This window comes from Solibacillus sp. FSL R5-0449, from assembly GCF_037975215.1.
GTDB lineage: Bacteria > Bacillota > Bacilli > Bacillales_A > Planococcaceae > Solibacillus.
The window spans coordinates 1,315,865-1,335,056 of record NZ_CP150239.1; the positions used below are offsets into that span (position 1 = coordinate 1,315,865).

The 19,192-nt window shown below is 38.5% G+C and carries 14 protein-coding genes; 9 read left to right on the plus strand and 5 right to left on the minus strand.

Features of this window, described 5'->3' with window-relative positions; translation table 11 throughout:
• The first annotated feature begins 279 nt into the window (after nt 1–279).
• Entirely contained in the window at nt 280–2,199 is a 1,920-nt protein-coding gene (locus tag MKY27_RS06380) for a penicillin-binding transpeptidase domain-containing protein (protein WP_339198685.1), read from the plus strand.
• 64 nt (nt 2,200–2,263) lie between these two features.
• On the opposite strand, the gene MKY27_RS06385 is transcribed toward MKY27_RS06380, so the two are convergent.
• Both MKY27_RS06385 and MKY27_RS06390 read right to left on the minus strand, forming a co-directional pair.
• Nucleotides 2,264–2,923, minus strand: a complete 660-nt coding sequence (locus MKY27_RS06385) for a metal-binding protein ZinT (RefSeq protein WP_339199648.1) — start codon at nt 2,921–2,923, stop codon at nt 2,264–2,266.
• A 122-nt stretch (nt 2,924–3,045) separates the two neighbouring features.
• A complete protein-coding gene (locus MKY27_RS06390; RefSeq protein ID WP_339198688.1) occupies nt 3,046–4,056 on the minus strand; it encodes a DUF2332 domain-containing protein in 1,011 nt (336 codons plus the stop codon).
• A 111-nt stretch (nt 4,057–4,167) separates the two neighbouring features.
• On the opposite strand from MKY27_RS06390, the gene MKY27_RS06395 reads away from it, so the two are divergent.
• The gene (locus MKY27_RS06395; protein ID WP_339198689.1) at nt 4,168–5,046 is read left to right on the plus strand and encodes a LysR family transcriptional regulator; all 879 of its coding nucleotides are present in this window, start codon (nt 4,168–4,170) and stop codon (nt 5,044–5,046) included.
• 38 nt (nt 5,047–5,084) lie between these two features.
• Here MKY27_RS06395 and MKY27_RS06400 read toward each other — a convergent pair whose 3' ends face one another.
• Nucleotides 5,085–5,546 (minus strand): DUF2691 family protein, encoded by a 462-nt coding sequence (locus MKY27_RS06400; RefSeq protein ID WP_339198691.1) that lies wholly within the window; start codon nt 5,544–5,546, stop codon nt 5,085–5,087.
• 330 nt (nt 5,547–5,876) lie between these two features.
• On the opposite strand from MKY27_RS06400, the gene MKY27_RS06405 reads away from it, so the two are divergent.
• The 5 genes from MKY27_RS06405 to MKY27_RS06425 all read left to right on the plus strand — a co-directional run bounded on the left by MKY27_RS06405 (nt 5,877) and on the right by MKY27_RS06425 (nt 13,287).
• Nucleotides 5,877–9,488 carry a dynamin family protein gene (locus MKY27_RS06405; RefSeq protein ID WP_339198694.1) on the plus strand — a complete coding sequence of 1,204 codons (3,612 nt, stop codon included), beginning with the start codon at nt 5,877–5,879 and terminating at the stop codon, nt 9,486–9,488.
• A gap of 14 nt (nt 9,489–9,502) precedes the next feature.
• Nucleotides 9,503–10,300 (plus strand): sulfurtransferase, encoded by a 798-nt coding sequence (locus MKY27_RS06410; RefSeq protein ID WP_339198697.1) that lies wholly within the window; start codon nt 9,503–9,505, stop codon nt 10,298–10,300.
• A gap of 136 nt (nt 10,301–10,436) precedes the next feature.
• Complete coding sequence (locus MKY27_RS06415; protein WP_339198699.1) at nt 10,437–11,243, plus strand: MBL fold metallo-hydrolase; 807 nt, start codon at nt 10,437–10,439, stop codon at nt 11,241–11,243.
• A 389-nt stretch (nt 11,244–11,632) separates the two neighbouring features.
• On the plus strand, nt 11,633–12,253 hold the full coding sequence (locus MKY27_RS06420) for a DUF47 family protein (protein ID WP_079525974.1): 621 nt from the start codon (nt 11,633–11,635) through the stop codon (nt 12,251–12,253).
• A 17-nt stretch (nt 12,254–12,270) separates the two neighbouring features.
• The gene (locus tag MKY27_RS06425) at nt 12,271–13,287 is read left to right on the plus strand and encodes an inorganic phosphate transporter (protein ID WP_339198702.1); all 1,017 of its coding nucleotides are present in this window, start codon (nt 12,271–12,273) and stop codon (nt 13,285–13,287) included.
• Nucleotides 13,288–13,768: 481 nt separating this feature from the next.
• Here MKY27_RS06425 and MKY27_RS06430 read toward each other — a convergent pair whose 3' ends face one another.
• Nucleotides 13,769–14,584 (minus strand): trypsin-like peptidase domain-containing protein, encoded by an 816-nt coding sequence (locus MKY27_RS06430; protein WP_339198705.1) that lies wholly within the window; start codon nt 14,582–14,584, stop codon nt 13,769–13,771.
• Between the two features lie 391 nt (nt 14,585–14,975).
• Here MKY27_RS06430 and MKY27_RS06435 point away from each other — a divergent pair, with 391 nt between their 5' ends.
• A complete protein-coding gene (locus MKY27_RS06435) occupies nt 14,976–16,190 on the plus strand; it encodes a malic enzyme-like NAD(P)-binding protein (protein WP_339198707.1) in 1,215 nt (404 codons plus the stop codon).
• 96 nt (nt 16,191–16,286) lie between these two features.
• On the opposite strand, the gene pepF is transcribed toward MKY27_RS06435, so the two are convergent.
• Nucleotides 16,287–18,092 (minus strand): oligoendopeptidase F, encoded by a 1,806-nt coding sequence (gene pepF, locus MKY27_RS06440; protein WP_339198710.1) that lies wholly within the window; start codon nt 18,090–18,092, stop codon nt 16,287–16,289.
• 158 nt (nt 18,093–18,250) lie between these two features.
• Between pepF and MKY27_RS06445 the strand changes: the two genes are divergently transcribed.
• The gene (locus MKY27_RS06445; RefSeq protein WP_339198713.1) at nt 18,251–19,108 is read left to right on the plus strand and encodes a patatin family protein; all 858 of its coding nucleotides are present in this window, start codon (nt 18,251–18,253) and stop codon (nt 19,106–19,108) included.
• Nucleotides 19,109–19,192 lie beyond the last annotated feature (84 nt).

Genomic DNA, 19,192 nt, shown 5'->3' on the forward strand with positions numbered 1-19,192 from the left:
TAGACAAAGTGCGGGTGATATTAGAAGATTGGGAGATGATATTTGAACATCGCGGACACTTATTAGAACAACCAGAAGATATATTAGATAATCGGCATTTTATTAGAACAAATAAAATTATATTAGAACATTTCCGAATTTATTAGAAAATCTCATCCTCATCCACTAGCACAGCCTCACCGCTAAAAGGGACCCATTTTACCTCCTCTAGTGAATTCGCAAACTATGCTTGAATAGATTTTCCGTTTTATTCATAACGTGAATAATGAGGTGAATTTTTTGAAGTGGATTTCAACTATTTCCAAAAATAGATTAAGGTTAATCTTTTCAGCTTTTATTCTTTTTGGGGTTATTGTATTTATCAAACTGTTTTATGTGCAAATTATTCAGCACGATAAATTAACGGAACTTGCAAAATCGAATTGGGATCGTGAAATTCCGTTTTCTTCAGAGCGTGGGGAGATTACGGACCGAAACGGTAAACTTATTGTGACGAATGAATTAGCGCCGACGCTTTATTTTATGCCAACCCAGAATGATAATATTGAACAAGCGGCAAATCAGGTTGCAGAAGTACTTAATTTGGATGCGAAAAAATTATATGAAAAAATGAATTCCAAAAGTTATCTCGTCAAACTTGCACCGGAAGCAAAAAATATTTCATATGAACAAGCTGTTAAAATTCAGGAACTGAAAATTGACGGACTATATAGCGGTGTAGATTATGACAGGAGTTACCCGTACGGGAATCTGTTATCACGGCTGGTCGGATTTACGGGTTATGATTCGCAGGGGCTGGCAGGTATTGAATATCAATATGATAGACTTTTGACTTCCAAAGATGCAGCGATCAAATTGTTTACTGATGCAAAAGGCAAGCCATTACCACATGTAAATGATGAGTGGCGGGAAGGGAAGCAAGGAGCAACGGTAAATTTAACGATTGATGTGGAAGTTCAGAAAGTGATCGAACGAGAATTGTCTCAAGCGATGACAAAATATAATGCGGAACAGGCGCTGGCCATTGCGATGAACCCTAAAACTGGGGAGATATTGGCTCTTTCTTCATACCCTACATACGATCCTTCTAAGTTTGAAGAAGTTGATTCATCTATTTATAACCGGAATTTACCGGTATGGATGACATATGAGCCGGGTTCAACCTTTAAAATTATTACATTGAGTGCTGCTGTTGAAGAAAATGTAGTAGATCTTGAAAAAGATACTTTTTTTGATAAAGGCTATACGATGGTGGAAGGTGTAAGACTTCGCTGTTGGAAGCGGGAAGGTCATGGGGAAGAAACATTTTTACAAGTAGTTGAAAATTCCTGTAACCCTGGATTTATCGAACTGGGGCAGCGAGTTGGTGCTGACAAGTTAATGAAGTACATTAAAAACTTCGGGTTCGGGCAAACAACCGGTTCCAATATTGCCGGAGAGTCATCGGGTATATTATTTTCCGAAGAAGCGTTTGGACCAGTCGAGCATGCCACCACTTCTTTTGGGCAAGGGATATCGGTGACGCCGATTCAACAAGTTCAAGCGGTTTCTGCGGCTGTGAATGGTGGGAAACTCTTTACGCCGTATGTTGTGTCAAAAGTATATAATCCGGAAACGGGAGAAGTCGTCCTGGAAAATAAGCCGACCTTAAAACGCAATGTGGTCAGTGAGGAAACTTCTAAAATTGTAAGAGACGCGCTGGAGTCCGTTGTAGCAAATGGGTCAGGTCGCGCTGCATATCGGGATGGACTTCGCATTGGCGGGAAAACGGGTACTGCCCAAAAAGTAGAAAACGGACGCTATAAAGATGGGGACTATATCGTATCATTTATTGGTTTTGCACCAGCAAATGATCCTGAAGTTGTCGTATATGTAGCGGTTGACAGTCCAAAAGGGGAAACAGTGTTCGGCAGTACAATTGTCGCGCCGATTGTTGGGCAGATTATTGAAGATATCGCACCGATTCTGGGAATAGAAAAAGACCGTGAAGGCCAACTGGAAAAGCAATATCGCTGGGGAGATGAGTTGACGGAGCGCGTACCGAATTTAGTCGGTGTACCTGTCAATGAAATAATGGAGATGGAATATCCTTATCAAATTAAGGTACATGGAGAAGGCGAGACTGTAAAAGCGCAGTTACCGGAGCCGGAAAGTGTATTAGAACTAGATGGCACGATTCATCTTTATTTAGAAGAATAAAATAAAAAATATAGAAGAACAACCATTTCCTCAAGAGCAAATGGTTGTTTTTTTTGTACATTTTTTAATGTGCTATCATCTCGTGTGCAATCTCATGGCCATCCATATTTGAAGGATAATAGGTTGGCCAATTCGTTACTTCTTTTAATAAGGCTTCACGATCATCTCCCCAGTAGATGTGGTAATGCCCTGATTTTTGAGGTGCGATAATATGGTCACTGAACTGAACATAAGCGGGGACGCCTGTTTCATCGCCGACATGTTTGAAAATAAACCGGACACCGCGATTACCTTTTTCATAGGTTAAAATTTCATAACCATCATATGCGTATTCTCCTTTATGCGCGTGACCATGATCATAAAATGTAATAAAACGATCTTCAATGACAATTCGGTTCGTAGTAGTCTTATAGCCAGTTTCATAATAAGATTTAATATCCTCAAATGTTTGGTTTTCATGGGAAGCCTTATGTTCAAATACTTCATCCAAAGTGCCATCTTGCAAATAAGAGTAGACCGATTGCCAGTCGCCGCTCCAATCGCTTAATGGTCTGTCCTGTACTTCTTCGTCTTCAAAATAACCGTTATAAATTTTTTCCTGTTTCTCATTAATTTCATGTTGATGATCATGAGCCTTTTCTTCTGTTACATCATCCGCAGTTGCCTTGACCTCTTCTTTAGAATTTTCAGCACAACCAACGAGGATAAAGCCAAATGCTAACATAACTATCCAATTTAATTTCCTCTTCATACATTACCTCCTAAATAGTAACTATTACGATTTATAATATTATATAGTTGATACATACTTGTCAACATAAATCGTAGTTATTACTATTTGTGGAGTTAATTCCAACAAAAAAACTTCCCGTGTCCATCTGTATTTTGAAGTATCTTGATGGTTTTAGTAATACCTGCATCAATGAAATCGACATGTAAATCTTTATCCTCCATATTGTTGTAGACATGATAAATGCTTTGAATATGGCTTAGTTGCTGAAGAAGTGTCAATAATTCTGATTTTAATGTAGCGGAAAACTGATTTGCGACATGTGTGTGGAAAATAATTATCTGGCTATTTTTAAATTCATGAGATTCAAATAGAGAGGGAATAAGTTTTCTGAAATCCCCGGTCAGTAAAAGCTTGGGGTATTGCCGGTGAATCGCCTTTGCTTGATCTAAATTTTCTTTGCGTAAAATTTGTTCAGGCCAAATTAGACTTTTCAGCCATAAATATTCATCCGAATCTTGTAAATCAATAATATTTAAATCAATCCCGATGCGGTGTAATATGTTCAGGTTTTTCACTGAAGTTAGAGGAGTACCATAGTTTTTTGCAAAAAGAGTAAGCGGGCTATTTTCATTGCCAAATGAAATCGGCGGTTCTTGTTCTATTTCATACCGATACCCATCCAAATTAAGCAATAGTCCTGCACTTGTCCCGATTTCCATTAATGTTAACGGAAGTTTTGCTTCTTCCGCGATTTCCGAAAAGATCGGGTAAAGATAGCTGGCCCGCTGTACTTCATTTGTTTGAACGGATTTTGTCTGAAACAACTTTAACAGTTCATCGGAATGCTGTGTACAGAAGTCAGTGAGCAACTGAAAGCTTTCTTCCAAATCTACTACATTGGGATTTTCGAATAGTTGTTTTAACGGCGTTTCAGTTTGAGCTGATAAATACTGCACAGCCCCAAAAAATAAATTAGGCTTCGGCTGTAACTTCGGTATATGCATAATAAGATTTAACAGCTGCTCGTCTGTTTGAATCCTCATCGACCAATATTCGTAAAGCGGGCTATTGTTTTTGGTTTCATGGCTGGCGAAACGTGTGAAGGCGGTTACTAAATCTTTCACTTAAAACACCTCATTTCATGTAGTGTTTACAGTGTATAATAGACTTAAAATTAACGAAATTAATGAATTTTAATCGATTTAATTAATAATATTAATAAGAGGAGGACCGATATGGATATAAAATGGCTGAAATCGTTTATTGCGGTTGTTGAGGAAGGGAGTTTTCGAGCGGCTGCAGAAAAACTGTATATTTCCCAGCCGAGTATTACTGTACATATGAAATTATTAGAGGAGCATTTACAGGTCCAATTGTTTCGCCGAGAACATACAAAGGTAAAGGTATCGGCAATTGGCGAAAAATATTACCCGATGGCAAAAAAACTTGTGGCTCAAATAGAAGCAAGTACAAAAGAGATTCACCTGGAAGCCCTGCATCCGGCTGTACCATTAATAATTTCTGTCTCACCGGCGTTGCTTTATACGAATCTATTAGAACGAATACATGACTTTATTGAAGAAAATCAACAATATAATGTAGAAATTGTAATGGAAGATCAAATCCTTTTAAAGAGCGCGATTAAAGAACAGCGAATAGATGTAGCATTAGGTTTACATAAATTCATTTCTAAAGACTTTCATTCGGAGCGCATTGACCGTTCTCCATTAAAACTGGTCCATTCTTCTAAGTTACAGCTTACGGAAAAGCAGTTGGATTTACAGCTTAAAGCACTTTTTGCTGAGCATCCGCTTTATATAGGGTATTTAAATGAACATACCCCTGTAGTTGAATATTTAAATAGTGAGTACGTTATTAAGAAATTCCACAAAATAAAAGATGTTATTTTTGCTATTAAATTGATTAAGGAAGGTTTAGGCATCGGGCTATTGCCAGAAAGTTTGATTTCAGATGAGATTGAAGCGGATATGTTAAGGGTAGTGGATATAGGACCTATTGCAACGATTTATCCGGTAGATATTTATATGAGCCATTTAAGAAATTCGGCTAAAGTTAGTCCTTTAACGGGTTTTATACGACAAATGAGCCATTGAAAAATAGGTGAAGCATCATTACTGCTTCACTTATTCATTCAAAATGAGGTCAATGTTGTGCGAAGGTCATTTTCATCTGTAATGTATTCAATATTTTCGTATCCATTCTGAACCGCTTTTTTATAAATACAATCAATTACATGCTCATCTTTTGCATAGATTGTTACATAGGAACTATCAACGATTAACAGGACGATTTCACATTGACTCACTAGAAAATCTTCATATGTAAATATGTCCTGCACAGCTGTATGTTCTTTAAATGCTTTTAAGTCTGTAAATATTACATAATAGTCCTTTGCAGTGATTTGGTTGTAAAGGTCTTCACCGGTATATGTAAAAGGCTGCGGAAACATTGCAGCTCCTAGCTGATTGTTTTCAATATAATATGCCTCTCCGTCACCTGCCTTCCAAAAGTAAATTTCGATGTTGATGTCCTCTAAAATTTCATATAAATAACGGCCGTATTCGTTCGGTATTTCAAAAGACAAACCTCTCATGGTTCATCATCTCCTCTCACAATCATTTAAAAAATGGGCGATATATTGCTCCAATCTTTTTATTTTCTCATTATACTGATATTATGTTGGGTATTGACGTGATTTTATAAATCTATACAATACATTCATGAAAATGAATTCAAATGCGCATAATAAACTGGTTATTCCAAAATAGCAAATTAAGCAGAAAACAGCTAATATTTAATGGAAATATGCGGGGAACAATAATTTTAAAAAAATACTAGCCGATTTTCCGGGCTAAGCATGGTACTATAGAAATGTGACGAATTTAAGGCAAAAAGATATAAATTGATATAAAGGGGTAGTAATATGACGATGTTTGACGAGAAAATTCAGGGATTGTTACAGCAATCGGCATTACAATACATAATTTATAAAAAAAATGAAGATACAGAACGAATTGAAAAACTTCATTTATTTGCACGCAAGCTTTTACAAAAGGAATTTGTTATCGGGTTTGCCGGTCACTTTTCTGCAGGTAAATCGAGTATGATCAATGCGCTTTCTGGAGAAAACATTTTGGCGACAAGTCCAATTCCGACAAGTGCGAACATCGTAAAAGTGCATAAATCTGATGAAGATTTTGCGATTCTATATTTGCACAATGAAAAGCCGGTAAAATTTGAAGCGGGCTATGATATTAAGCAAGTAAAAGAACTGAGCAAAAACGGTGAATTGGTATCACAAATTGAAATTGGACACAGTACATCGAGCTTGCCTGAAGGGGTAACGGTGATGGATACTCCGGGTGTTGACTCAACAGACGATGCACATGCAATGAGTACTGAATCTGCATTGCATATTGCCGATATGGTATTTTACACAATGGACTACAACCATGTGCAATCAGAACTGAATTTCCAATTTACTAAGCAATTGATGAAATACAATCCAAATGTATATTTAATCGTCAATCAAATCGACAAACACCGCGAAGCTGAATTATCATTTGAAGATTTTAAACAATCTGTTCACAACTCGTTTGCAGCTTGGGGTGTTTACCCGAAAAATATTTTCTTCACTTCACTGCGTGAAAAAGAGCTTCCGAACAACGATTTTGATCAAGTAAAGAAAATCGTCATGGATTCGATGAACGACTGGCAGGAACAATTAATTTCAACTGCAGAAAATACGCTAACAAAGCTTCAGCATGAGCATGAAGCGTATTTGGAAGAAGAAAAGCAGGATCGCTTCACTACATATGCTGAATTCGTTTCTGAAGACGACTGGCAGCATCGTGAAGATATTTTAGAGCAATATGAAAAGCTGACACGTCAAACAGAACTATTCTCGTTTGATGTATTTGATAAGCAGTTCGATGAAAAACGTAAAGACTTGCTTGCCAATGCGGCGATTATGCCGGCGGATGTACGTGATAAATTACGTGCTTATTTAGAAAGTCAGCAAGAGGACTTCAAAGTTGGCGGACTGTTTACAGCGAAAAAGAAAACAGCAGAAGAGAAATCACGACGTCAGGAAGAAGCATATGCAAGCTTTAATCATGTTGTCCAATCTCAAATTAGCGGTCATATTAAAGCAATGATGAAACAAGCATTAAAAGATGTTGGTGCATTGAACGACGAGCGTGCCGCAAGTATTGACAATAAGGAATTTAATTTCCCATTCTCGATTATTGAAGATCAAGTACAAAAGAGCGCGGTCATAACGGGCGATGCGGTATTAAATTTTGCAAATCGTGTATCGGATGCGACAAAGCGTTACTTTATTCAAACAACGGATGCGTGGAAGCTAGAGCAAAAAGATACATTGGAACAGGTTGCGCGTGAAGCGGCAGCACCAGTTAAGCTTAAAATTAATGCTATGTCTGAAAAGGTGCATGCACTTCAGCATATTATGCAAATCGAGAAATTCCAGGCATTCAGCAGCACATTGATGAAACAAGTTTCCAATGAAATTCGTGCGGAATCCAAAATTTATTTGGAAAACTGGAAGCGTGAACATGAGCAGGCATTGAAAGATATCCGTCCATTTGATGAGTCGATGTTACAATTGAAAGACCAGGAAACAGAACTTGCTGCTGAACAGACGCAGGAAAAAGCAGGTTCAGGTTTGAATGTTGATAAAGTAACGGAAAAAGCATTGAAGACGGCGCATATTATTAAAGATGTACAAGGCTTCAAAGAAGTGTCCAGCTTCCTGACAAAAAAAGTGGAACGTCTGCAAAAACGCGACTTTACGATTGCCTTATTCGGTGCGTTCAGTGCGGGTAAATCAAGCTTTTCAAATGCCTTGATGGGTGAGCGTGTTTTACCAGTATCACCAAACCCGACGACAGCAGCGATTAACAAAATTCGTCCTGTCACACCGGAACATCCCCATGAAACAGCCGATGTTCATCTGAAGAATGAAGCGCAGCTGCTGGAAGATATTCAAGGCTCGTATGCAGCGATTGGCCTTCAAGTATCATCACTGAAAGAAGCGTATGATCGTGCAGAAGAAGGGCTGGCAGTTCCATTAACAGATGAGCGTCTGAATGTCCATAAATCATTTATCCGTGCATATTCGGAAGGTTATGAAACATTTATCACTAAACTAGGCACAACATTACGTGTTAACCGTCATGATTTTGAAAAATACGTAGCCCAGGAAAACCGCTCTTGTTTCGTGGACAATATCGATTTCTACTTTGATTCACCACTAACACGTATGGGCGTAACATTAGTAGACACACCGGGTGCCGATTCGATCAACGCGCGTCACACTGGTGTAGCATTCGATTATATTCGAAATGCCGACGCCATTCTTTTCATTACGTACTACAACCATGCATTCGCAAAAGCGGACCGTGAGTTCTTAATCCAGCTAGGACGTGTAAAAGATGCATTTGAACTGGATAAAATGTTCTTTATCGTAAATGCGATTGACTTGGCTTCTACAATGGAAGAAGAGGAAGAAGTAAAAGGTTATGTTCGTTCAGAACTTCAGAGATTCGGTATTCGTTTCCCAAGACTGTACGGAGTATCGAGCTTACTGGCCTTAAAAGAAAAGCAGGATCAGCTTGAACATCAGTCAGGTATGGCACCATTTGAAGATGCATTCCATCACTTCCTGAATGATGAACTGATGGGCATTGCGGTACAGGCACTTCAAGAAGAAGTGGATAAAACAGAAGCACGCCTGAATGATTTAATTACACAAACCGAAGAAAACCTGAAGCGTAAAGATGAGCGTCTTGATGAATTGGCTCATTTGGAAAAGCTTGTGCGTTCCAAATTCCAATCAACGCAGACAGCCATGCTTGAAAGTGAAACAAAACAGGAACTGGATGAACTGTTATACTATGTACTGCAACGGGTGTACTACCGCTATCCGGACTTCTACCGTGAAAGCTATAATCCGTCCACTTTCGCGCAAATGCCTGCTCAGCAAGCATTGCAAACAGCTTTAAAAGAAGTGCTTCAAGCATTGAGCTTTGACTTCGCACAGGAATTGCGTGTAACGAATTTCCGCTTAGCTCAATTTGTTGAGAAGAAAATGAAGGAATTGTTCAAAGATGAGGCACGTGAATTAAAAGAATTGAACCCAAGCTTTGCATTTTTAAGCTATGAATCAAAAGAGCCGGAGATTTTAGATTTCACTGGTCCATTTACGGATTCTACACCATATGAAGGCGTAAAATCACACTTTAAAAATGTGAAGGCATTCTTTGAAAAGAATGAAAAAGAGCAATTGCGTGATGCCTTGGAAAAATTAACAAAACCAGATGCACAAAGTTATCTGGATGTGGAAAAGGCTAAAATTATGGAGTGGGCCGGCAGCTATATCGCCATTGAGGCAGAAGGATTGCGCCAGCATATGCTTGAACAGGCAGTCGAGCAAATTGAAACAGAACGTTTGTTACTTCAAGAAGAAAATCGCTTAGCTGTTTGGAAAGATATTTACGCGCAACTACAAGCGTAAGGAGGATCTTTTTAATGACGAATATTTTTGTGACCGCAAATCGAATGGAAAGAACAGGTCGTTTGATCGATACTAGATTTGATATGAGCAATTTAGAGTCAGGCAGAAAGATGTATGAAGAGGGCCATATTGAAGGGGCGGTATACTGGGATTTAAATACCGATCTGTCGGATTTAACAAAAGAAGAAGGCAGACACCCGCTTCCGGAAAAGAAGCAGCTTCAGGCTTTGTTTGAAAAGCATGGATTGAATTACAATGATGCCATCTATATTTATGATCAAGGTGCAGCAGCATACGCAACACGTGCATGGTGGATATTGCATTATGCAGGCTTCAAGCATGCCTATGTTGTAAATGGCGGCTTTGAAGCACTGAAGGATGCAGGATTCCCTGTAACGACAGAAATCCCTGAATTTAAGGAAAGTAAGCTTGATTTACAATGGAATGACGATATTTTACTAAAGCGTCAGGACATTATGCACATTATTGAAGGAAAACGAAAAGCGACATTAATCGATGCCCGCGCACCGGAACGTTACCGTGGTGAGACAGAACCGTTTGATAAAGTGGCAGGACATATACCGACAGCTAAAAACTATGATTGGGAACAGCTGCGCAATGGCTCGGAACTCGTTATTACTTCATCTCTTCTTCAACAAGTTCCAAAAGATGAGGAAGTAGTTGTCTATTGCGGATCAGGTGTTACAGCGACACCGGTATATACTGTGTTGAAGGAAGCAGGCTATCAAAATATAAAAATCTATATGGCAGGCTATAGTGATTGGGTAAATCATCATTCTGTCGAGAAATAAAATGGACCTGCTGAACAGGCCGTTATGTAAATTATTTTTACATAGCGGCTTTTTGCCGTTCAGAAAATTAGGGTTGATTTCCAATATTTATGATAAAGTGATAGTGTAGAAAATACTGGTCAAAGGAGTGAGAAAAATGTTATTTAAGAAAAAAACGGAGCTGAGTGAAAAGAACGGAGTAAAAATGATGAATGGATCTGTTCAATTTCAAGCTATTCACTTGAATGTTCATTGCTTTGAAGTGGACGGTATACTCATCGATACAGGTTCTGCCTCACTTCTTAAACAGTTTAAGCCTTTTTTCGAACAGATGGACGTTGATCAGATTATGTTGACCCATTATCATGAAGATCACTCCGGAGGCGCGCATTTTTTGCAGAAAACTTATGATCTGCCAATATTTATGCATCCGCTCAATATAGAAGAAAGTGCTAAGAAAGCAAACTATCCTTTATACCGCAAACTGTTCTGGGGGGCAAGACGGCCGTTTCTAGCACAGCCTGTTGGCGATTCTTTTTCATCAAGAACTGCTGAGTGGAAAGTGATTGAAACTCCCGGACATACAGAGGACCATGTAGCCTATTTAAATGAATCGACAGGTCAACTTTTTACAGGAGATCTGTATGTAACACCGAAAACAAAAGTCGTTTTGCGTGAAGAGAGCATTCCACAAATTATCCGATCGCTGGAGAAAGTATTAACATACGACTTTCTAGAAATCTATTGTAATCATGCAGGATATATTGAAAATGGGAGAGACGTTTTACTACGAAAACTTTATTACTTAAAAGAGCTAAGTGCTAAAATCGAAATGATGAACGAAGAGGGTTTGACAACGGATGAAATAACAGCGCAGCTTTTCAATAAAAAGTATCCGATTACTAAACTGTCTTTAGGCGAATGGGATGCGGCACATATTGTTTCTTCTGTGCTGAACAAATAAATATGAGAATTATGGTCTAGTAAGTTGTAACTTGCTAGGCTTTTTTAGTAGAAATTGCTGCTGAAAAAAATAACTATTACGAAACTTAAAATTTACATTGGCTTTACAATTAACATTGCTTAATAAAGGGTATGGAAGAAGAAACATTAATATTTGTAGAGATTACTGCCAAAATGGCTGTTTAAAAGCATTAAATCAACAAATTTCTGTTAATTTCAGAATATTTCATCAAAAATCGGCTAAAATTAACAGGATAAGTACTGGGAGCTATGTTTCACGATTGTAAAGCTTTTGTAAATAACATAGATTAATGTTGAAGATATTGAAAAATCGGTGTTATGATTACCTAGGTTTTAATATACAAACTTCATTTTAGGAGGATTTATTCGATGTTTAATTCTAAAAAACCGGATCCATTTTTTGAAGGATTATTAAATATTGCAAAAAATGTACAACAAGGTGCCAACTATGCTAAAGAATCGACAATTACTACTGTATCAGAACTAAAACAAATTCAAATTAAAATGAAGTCCTATGAAACAGCAGGGGACAAGCTGATCCATGAATTAATCGTGAAATTAAACGATTCGTTTATGACACCAATTGAACGAGAAGATATTTTATCATTGGCTATTAAACTGGACGATATTCTGGATGGCATTGAAAATACAATTGCCCACTTCGAAATGTACTCTTTTACAGAAGTGAACCAGTACATGCGTGACTTTGTAGATTATATTGCCAAATCATCAGATGAAGCAGTAAAAGCAATGGAGTTATTGAATAAAAAAGATTTAATCGGAATGCGTCAACATGCAATTCTGATCAAAGATTATGAGCGTGAATGTGATGAAATTTTCCGTAAATCCATTACTGAACTATTCCAGACTGAAAAAGATCCAATTCGCTTAATCATCTTTAAAGATTTATATGAGCAGTTAGAAGAAATTGCGGACTACTGCCAAAATGTAGCGAATACAATCGAATCAATTATTATGCGAAATGCATAATGAAAAAGGAGTAAATTATGGATACGTTATTAATCATTACCGTACTCGTTGTCATCTTTGCGCTGGCATTCGATTTTATTAACGGTTTCCATGATACAGCGAATGCGATCGCAACATCTGTTTCGACGCGAGCACTAAAACCTCGAGTAGCTGTTCTGTTAGCGGCATTTATGAACTTTATAGGTGCAATGACGTTTGTAGGTGTAGCAAAAGCTGTAGCATCTGGAATTGTGGATCCATTCTCTTTAAACGCATTTGAAGGGGATACAACAGGATCTGTCGTAATTTTGGCAGCATTATGTTCTGCCATCACATGGAACTTATTAACTTGGTATTTCGGTATTCCATCAAGTTCTTCACATACTTTAATCGGTTCAATTGCTGGTGCAGCAGTGGCATCTGCAGGTATGAATATTTTAAACTATGAAGGCTTCTTTAAAATTTTGCAGGCGTTAATCATTTCGCCGATCTTAGCATTAACTCTTGGTTTTATCGTAATGAAATTATTCAAATTTATTTTCCACCGTTCACCATTGTACGGAACAACGAAAGCATTCCGTTTAACGCAAATCGGTACAGCGGCATTACAATCGTTTACACATGGTACGAATGATGCGCAAAAAGCGATGGGTATTATTACAATGGCTCTAATCGCGGCAAACTTGCAATCAACTGATGAAGTACAAAACTGGGTACGTTTTGCCTGTGCACTGGCGATGGGTCTTGGGACATCGGTAGGCGGATATAAAATCATTAAAACAGTCGGCGGTAAGATCATGAAAATCCGACCGGTCAACGGGGTAGCTGCTGACTTAACTTCGGCATCGATCATTTTTGGTGCCACAGTCATCGCACTACCGGTTTCGACAACACATGTAATTTCTTCTGCAATTATGGGTGTCGGTGCAGCACAACGTGTGAAAGGCGTTAAATGGGGGATGGCACGTAAAATTGTAGTGACGTGGTTTATCACATTGCCAATTTCCGCATTAATGGCCGGATTATTCTACTTCTTAATTAGCCTTATTTTCTAATTTTAAAACGGCGCTCAATCATTAATATTGAGCAGCCGTTTTTTGTGGGTGTGGTGGTGGTGAGATTTTCTAATATAGTTGCTGGTTGTTCTAATATAATTTGAAAAGTTCTAATAAAACCAGGGAAGTTCTAATAAAATATTAAATGTTCTAATATATCGCGGAACTTCTAATAAAGTGTACGTTTGTTCTAATATGACTACGCGATTTTCAAATAAACATTATGAAAGTTCTAATATATCCCTCAGCTCTTCTAATATCAGTCACAAAAGTTCTAATATATTACGCAGATTGCAACCACATAAACCATAATGACGTCCCAAATAACTCCGGAACAGTTCATGCAACGGTTCTTCTAATATGAGCACGCGATCTTCAAATAAACTCTATGAAAGTTCTAATATATCCCTCAACTTTTCTAATATCAATCACAAAAGTTCTAATATATTACGACGCTTGCAACCACATAAACCGTCCCATATCACTTCAAATAACCCTGAAACAGTTCATGCACATTTTCTACCGGGATAAACAACCCGACTTTACCGTGCCCTTCACGATTTCCTGTCGCAAATACAACACCGATTACGTCTCCATTTTCGTTAATAACGGGGCTACCGCTATTTCCGCGATACACGGGTGCATCTATCATAATGATATCCGGCTCAATATCAGCGGCCGTAGTATAGCCGATAATCGTTCCTTTATTGGCAATCCCGCTAAATGCAAGCGGATTTCCGATAAAATAAATCGGCTCATTTTTACGGAATTCACTCGCCCGGGCAAGTGGCAGGAATGGCAAGTTTTCCGCATCCACTTTCAACAGTGCCAAATCATAATCTTCATATGATTCCACTACCTCAGCTTTATAAAGTGTATCATCCGGAAAAACGACGGTGATTGTCAGCGCATCGTCAATGACATGATCATTCGTAATTATGTAGCCGTTGTCTGATATTGCAAATCCTGTCCCTTTTCCTGAATCGGTATTAATCGTGACAACAGATTGTTTATATGTTTGAATATTTTCCTGATTTGATAATTGTGTCGATACTTTTAAAAATTCGATGGCTGGAATGGAATACACATTGAAAATCACGGCAAACGTGCTGAAAGCTAATGTTAATGCCATCAGCCATACTACAATTCGAACAAATGGTTTTTGTTTTTTCAATTTTTTCGGCTGTGGGTTTAAACGTTCTTCCCGCTCTTTTGCAAGCGCCTTTTCCTGTTCTTCCAAAACAAGTTCCAAAAATTCTTCTTCTGTCAGTTCTTCAGTATTCGGTTTCTCTGTCATTGCGTTCCCTCCGATATGTATAAGTGTAACAAAAGTACACTGAATTTGAGACAAAAACAGCTGGTCGAAAAAAAATTTTTTAGAAGTTTGTGAATTATTTCATATTACTAAATTAAAAATACTTCGTGCAATCCATCACATACTTTAGCTTGATAAAGCAGGGTTTTGAAAATGATAGCCCTTACATTGATTTTTGTGGAATAATAGATTGTGTTTAAATTCACAAGTGAAACAAGCGGTTGAAAAACCTCATAAACCTTTATATATCAATGTTTATAGGGATATTCATGTAATTAAAATAAGTTTTCAATGCTATTGTTGACAAGATAAAAACTAAAAGTTAACATTCATAATTACAAAGGATTTCAAAAATTAGAAGGGGATGGTAATTATGGATTTAATGAAAAAATCACTGGAAATGCACGAACATTTTGGCGGGAAAATGGAGATCCGTGCAAAAGTTCCGGTTCAGGATAAATATGATTTGAGTTTAGCGTATTCTCCGGGTGTCGCGGCCCCTTGTCTGGCAATTGAACAGAATCCTTCGACGGTTTATGACTATACGATGAAAGGGAATTTAGTAGCGGTTATTACAGATGGAACTGCGGTTTTAGGTTTAGGGGATATCGGTCCGGAAGCAGCGTTGCCGGTAATGGAAGGGAAGGCATTATTATTAAAGCGCTTTGCAAATGTCGATGCGGTGCCTGTATGTTTAAACACTAAAGACGTAGACGAAATTGTCAGCGTCGTAAAAGCAATTTCCCCAACTTATGGGGCAATTAATCTGGAAGACATTTCAGCGCCTCGCTGTTTTGAAATTGAAGACCGACTACGTGCTGAATGTTCAATCCCTGTATTTCATGATGACCAGCATGGAACGGCGATTGTTGTAGGAGCAGGTTTAATCAATGCAGTAAAACTAGTGAAAAAAGATGTGGCGAAAATGAAAGTTGTCATCAACGGTGCAGGGGCGGCAGGTATTGCGATTCTCCGTATTTTAATTCAAATGGGTTACACGAATGTCATTATGTGTGACACGAAAGGCATTATTTATGAAGGGCGTCCTGAAGGGATGAATCCTGTAAAAGAACAGGTTGCTCATTTATCGAATCCGGAGCAGTTACGCGGTACATTGGATGATGCATTAGTAGGTGCGGATGTGTTTATCGGGGTGTCTGCAGCGAATATTTTAACGGAAAAGCATATTAAATCGATGGCTATAGATCCGATTGTATTTGCTTTAGCAAATCCGGATCCTGAAATAACACCGGAAAATGCAAAAAAGTGGGGCGTAAAAATTATCGGTACCGGCCGTTCTGATCATGCAAACCAAGTTAATAATATGCTGGCCTTCCCGGGGATTTTCCGTGGTGCACTTGACGTAAGAGCGACAGATATCAATGAATCGATGAAGCTGGCGGCGGTTGAAGCTATTGCATCGCTCGTAACAGATGAAGAGCTCAATGAAGACTTCATTATTCCAAGTTCAATGGATGAACGTGTTGCAGGTGTTGTGGCGAAAGCGGTGGGATCTGCTGCAATCGAATCAGGGGTATCTGAATTGTTCCAGCAAGTAGATCTAATCAATACTTCGGTAGCCATTTAAAAAGGATGTGTCTGAAAGTAAATTCAGCACATCCTCTAAAATAGTGAAGACGGTCAATCAGTGGGAATAAAAAATCTCCACTGATTGCAGTGTCACTTAAACTGTTTGCAGCTCTGCAGTCAGTTGTTCCAATTGTGTAATTAAATCGCCGATAAATGCGATTGTGTCACGTAATGGCTGTTCAGTCGTAATGTCGACTCCTGCCATTTGAGCTAGTTCAACAGGTGTTTTTGTACCGCCTGATTTTAATACATCAATCCATTGCTCAACAGCTGCTTCGTCACCGTTTAAAATGCGTTGTGAAACTTGTGTTGAGATCGTTAAACCAGCAGAATACGTATATGGATATAAGCCCATATAGTAGTGCGGCTGACGCATCCAAGTCAATTCTGCACCTTCAGTTACTTCAACTGTATCTCCCCAGAATTGCTCAAGCACTTCACGTTTTAATTCATTCAGTTTCGGTGCATTGACGCTTCCGCCTGCATCGATAATTTCGTATACTTTGCGCTGGTATGCTGCTTCAAGTAAATGCGTAACGAAATTGTGATAGTACGTACGGCTGATGATTGTTGAGATGACCCAACGTTTAAAGCGCGCATCTGTAGAATTTTTCAGTAAGTGGTTAGCCATCAGCATTTCATTCATTGTTGATGGTGCTTCAATGAAGTAAAGTGATGGTCGAGCATTGAAGATGTTTTGCGCATCGTTTGCCAAGTAGAAATGACCGGCATGACCAAGTTCGTGAGCTAATACGAATACTTCATTCATTCGGCTCGTCCATGAAATCAATACATACGGATGTACACCATATGGGCTTGAACAGAATGCACCAGTAAATTTTCCTGCATTTTGTGCAAAATCAATCCATCGCTCATCAAAAGAACGATCGATCATGTTCGTATAATGCTCACCCATAATCGATAAGCCGTCTTTCATATATTGACGGGATTCTTCCACCGTAATAGTTGGCTCATATGAAGGATCTAATGAAATTTTAAGATCCGCAAACGTCATTTTGTCCAACTGATGTGTTTTTTGCAGCAGTTTTGCATAACGGCGCATATGTGGAGCAAGCTCATTCATAATTAAGTCGATTTGACGGTTATACATTGAGCGGTCTACTTGCTGTGACTCTAATAAAGAATCAAAAATATTGTCGTAGCCACGAAGGTCCGCCTCCGTTTTTTCAATCGTCAAGTGTGTATTATATGTTTTGGCAGTCGTATGCTGATAATCACGCAGTTTTTTTGAAAAGGCTTCAAATGCAGCACGACGTTTATTCGTGTCTGTTTCCAGCTCCCAGTCACCTTCAAACAAGTTGTAGCTAAGCGGGAATGATTCACCATCTACTTCAAAGTTAGGAAACTTCATATCTACCAATTTTGTAGTATTGTACAGTTCATATGGCGCGTTGAATGTGGCACCGAATGCTGCCAATGCTTTTTCCGCTTCCGGATGTAATTGATGCGGTTTTTGTACGAGCAGTTTATCAATATAATTAGCGTATTCTGGTTTTACAGATTGTGCTTCTTTTAATACAGCTTCGTCCAACGCAAGTAAATCACTTTTTACAAAAGATAGCTTAGTAGCAAGTTTTGCGGCAAATGAACCAAAGCTTGCGGCACGCATTTGATTATCTGTGCTTGTTTGGTCAACGCTATGTGAAAGGCTCGCATATGTGCCGACAACAACCATTTTCTCCTGAATTTTTTCTGTTGCTTCAATGGCATTAATGGCGCCTTGTACATCAGTAATTGTCCCTGCAAGCCCCTCTGCAGTTTCTTCTGCAAGTTGTCTTATTTCTTCGATTGCCGTTGTGTAGGCTTGTTCTGTAGCAAATAAATCTTCCAAATTCCAAGTTTCTTCAACCGGTACATCACTACGATTCAACATTGACATAATTAGCCTCCTAATATTACGATATTCGAAATAAATAATACCATATTTCTGAAAATTTAGGAAGTAGTGAAAATTTGGTTGATAAATATTTTTAATATTATTTACAGGACATATAGTAAAATAGAGAAACGATGGAAATAGGGAAAGAGTGTGATGATATGCAGGAAGTGAAGGATTGTAGTCTAATACTTGAAGGCGGGACATTTCGAACAGTTTTTACAGCGGGAGTGTTGGATGCCCTCATGGAAGAACAGATAAAAATGCCGTATATTGCGGCAATTTCAGCAGGTGCCATCAACGCGGTGTCCTATATGTCAAATCAGCCGGAACGAACGATGCGTGTTTTGACAACATACCGCAATGATCCCCGCTATATGGGCATGCGGAATTTTTTAAAGGAAAAAAGCCTGTTCGGATTGGACTTTGCTTATAATATTGTGCCAAATCAGCTTGATTTATTTGATTGGGATGCCTATTACAATTACCGGGGCGAGGTGGAGTTCGGGCTGACGAATGCATATACCGGAAAAGTGGAGTATAAAAGTGCGCATACTATGACAAAAACATGTGATATTTTGCAGGCAACATGTGCCATTCCAATATTATTCCCTGAAATTAAAATTGACAATGTGCCTTATTATGATGGGGGATTATCGGATTCGATTCCAATCAAACGAGCGATTGAAAAAGGATATAACAAGCATCTGCTCATTTTGACGAGGGAACCGGGCTATATAAAAAGTGCTTCAAGAACAAATCAGTGGGCAACAAAGCTTTTCCAAAAACGCTATCCTAGACTCGCAGCTGCGATGAGACATCGTGCGGATATGTATAATGAAACAATTCAATATATTGCGCAAAAAGAAATTGATCAGGAAGCATTCATTTTTAAACCGGATCGGCCAATCAAAAGCTTTGAAAGCAAAATCGATCAAATGAAAGCGAATTATGAAGTCGGCTATGAGCAGGCACAAAAGCAAATGGCGGAGTTGAAAGGTTTTTTAGGTATTCATTAAGTGTATTTAAGAATGCGAAGGTAGATTCATATAGAATATACTTGCAAAATCGAGTGTAATTATATTAAAATAGAGCTAAGAACA

Bases quoted from the DNA above. Each gene is read 5' to 3' on its own strand.
- MKY27_RS06395 (WP_339198689.1), top strand. From the start codon at position 4,168: ATGGATATAAAATGGCTGAAATCGTTTATTGCGGTTGTTGAGGAAGGG.
- MKY27_RS06425 (WP_339198702.1), top strand. From the start codon at position 12,271: ATGGATACGTTATTAATCATTACCGTACTCGTTGTCATCTTTGCGCTG.
- MKY27_RS06400 (WP_339198691.1), bottom strand. From the start codon at position 5,546: ATGAGAGGTTTGTCTTTTGAAATACCGAACGAATACGGCCGTTATTTA.
- MKY27_RS06430 (WP_339198705.1), bottom strand. From the start codon at position 14,584: ATGACAGAGAAACCGAATACTGAAGAACTGACAGAAGAAGAATTTTTG.
- MKY27_RS06385 (WP_339199648.1), bottom strand. From the start codon at position 2,923: ATGTTAGCATTTGGCTTTATCCTCGTTGGTTGTGCTGAAAATTCTAAA.
- MKY27_RS06445 (WP_339198713.1), top strand. From the start codon at position 18,251: ATGCAGGAAGTGAAGGATTGTAGTCTAATACTTGAAGGCGGGACATTT.
- pepF (WP_339198710.1), bottom strand. From the start codon at position 18,092: ATGTCAATGTTGAATCGTAGTGATGTACCGGTTGAAGAAACTTGGAAT.
- MKY27_RS06415 (WP_339198699.1), top strand. From the start codon at position 10,437: ATGTTATTTAAGAAAAAAACGGAGCTGAGTGAAAAGAACGGAGTAAAA.
- MKY27_RS06435 (WP_339198707.1), top strand. From the start codon at position 14,976: ATGGATTTAATGAAAAAATCACTGGAAATGCACGAACATTTTGGCGGG.
- MKY27_RS06405 (WP_339198694.1), top strand. From the start codon at position 5,877: ATGACGATGTTTGACGAGAAAATTCAGGGATTGTTACAGCAATCGGCA.
- MKY27_RS06420 (WP_079525974.1), top strand. From the start codon at position 11,633: ATGTTTAATTCTAAAAAACCGGATCCATTTTTTGAAGGATTATTAAAT.
- MKY27_RS06410 (WP_339198697.1), top strand. From the start codon at position 9,503: ATGACGAATATTTTTGTGACCGCAAATCGAATGGAAAGAACAGGTCGT.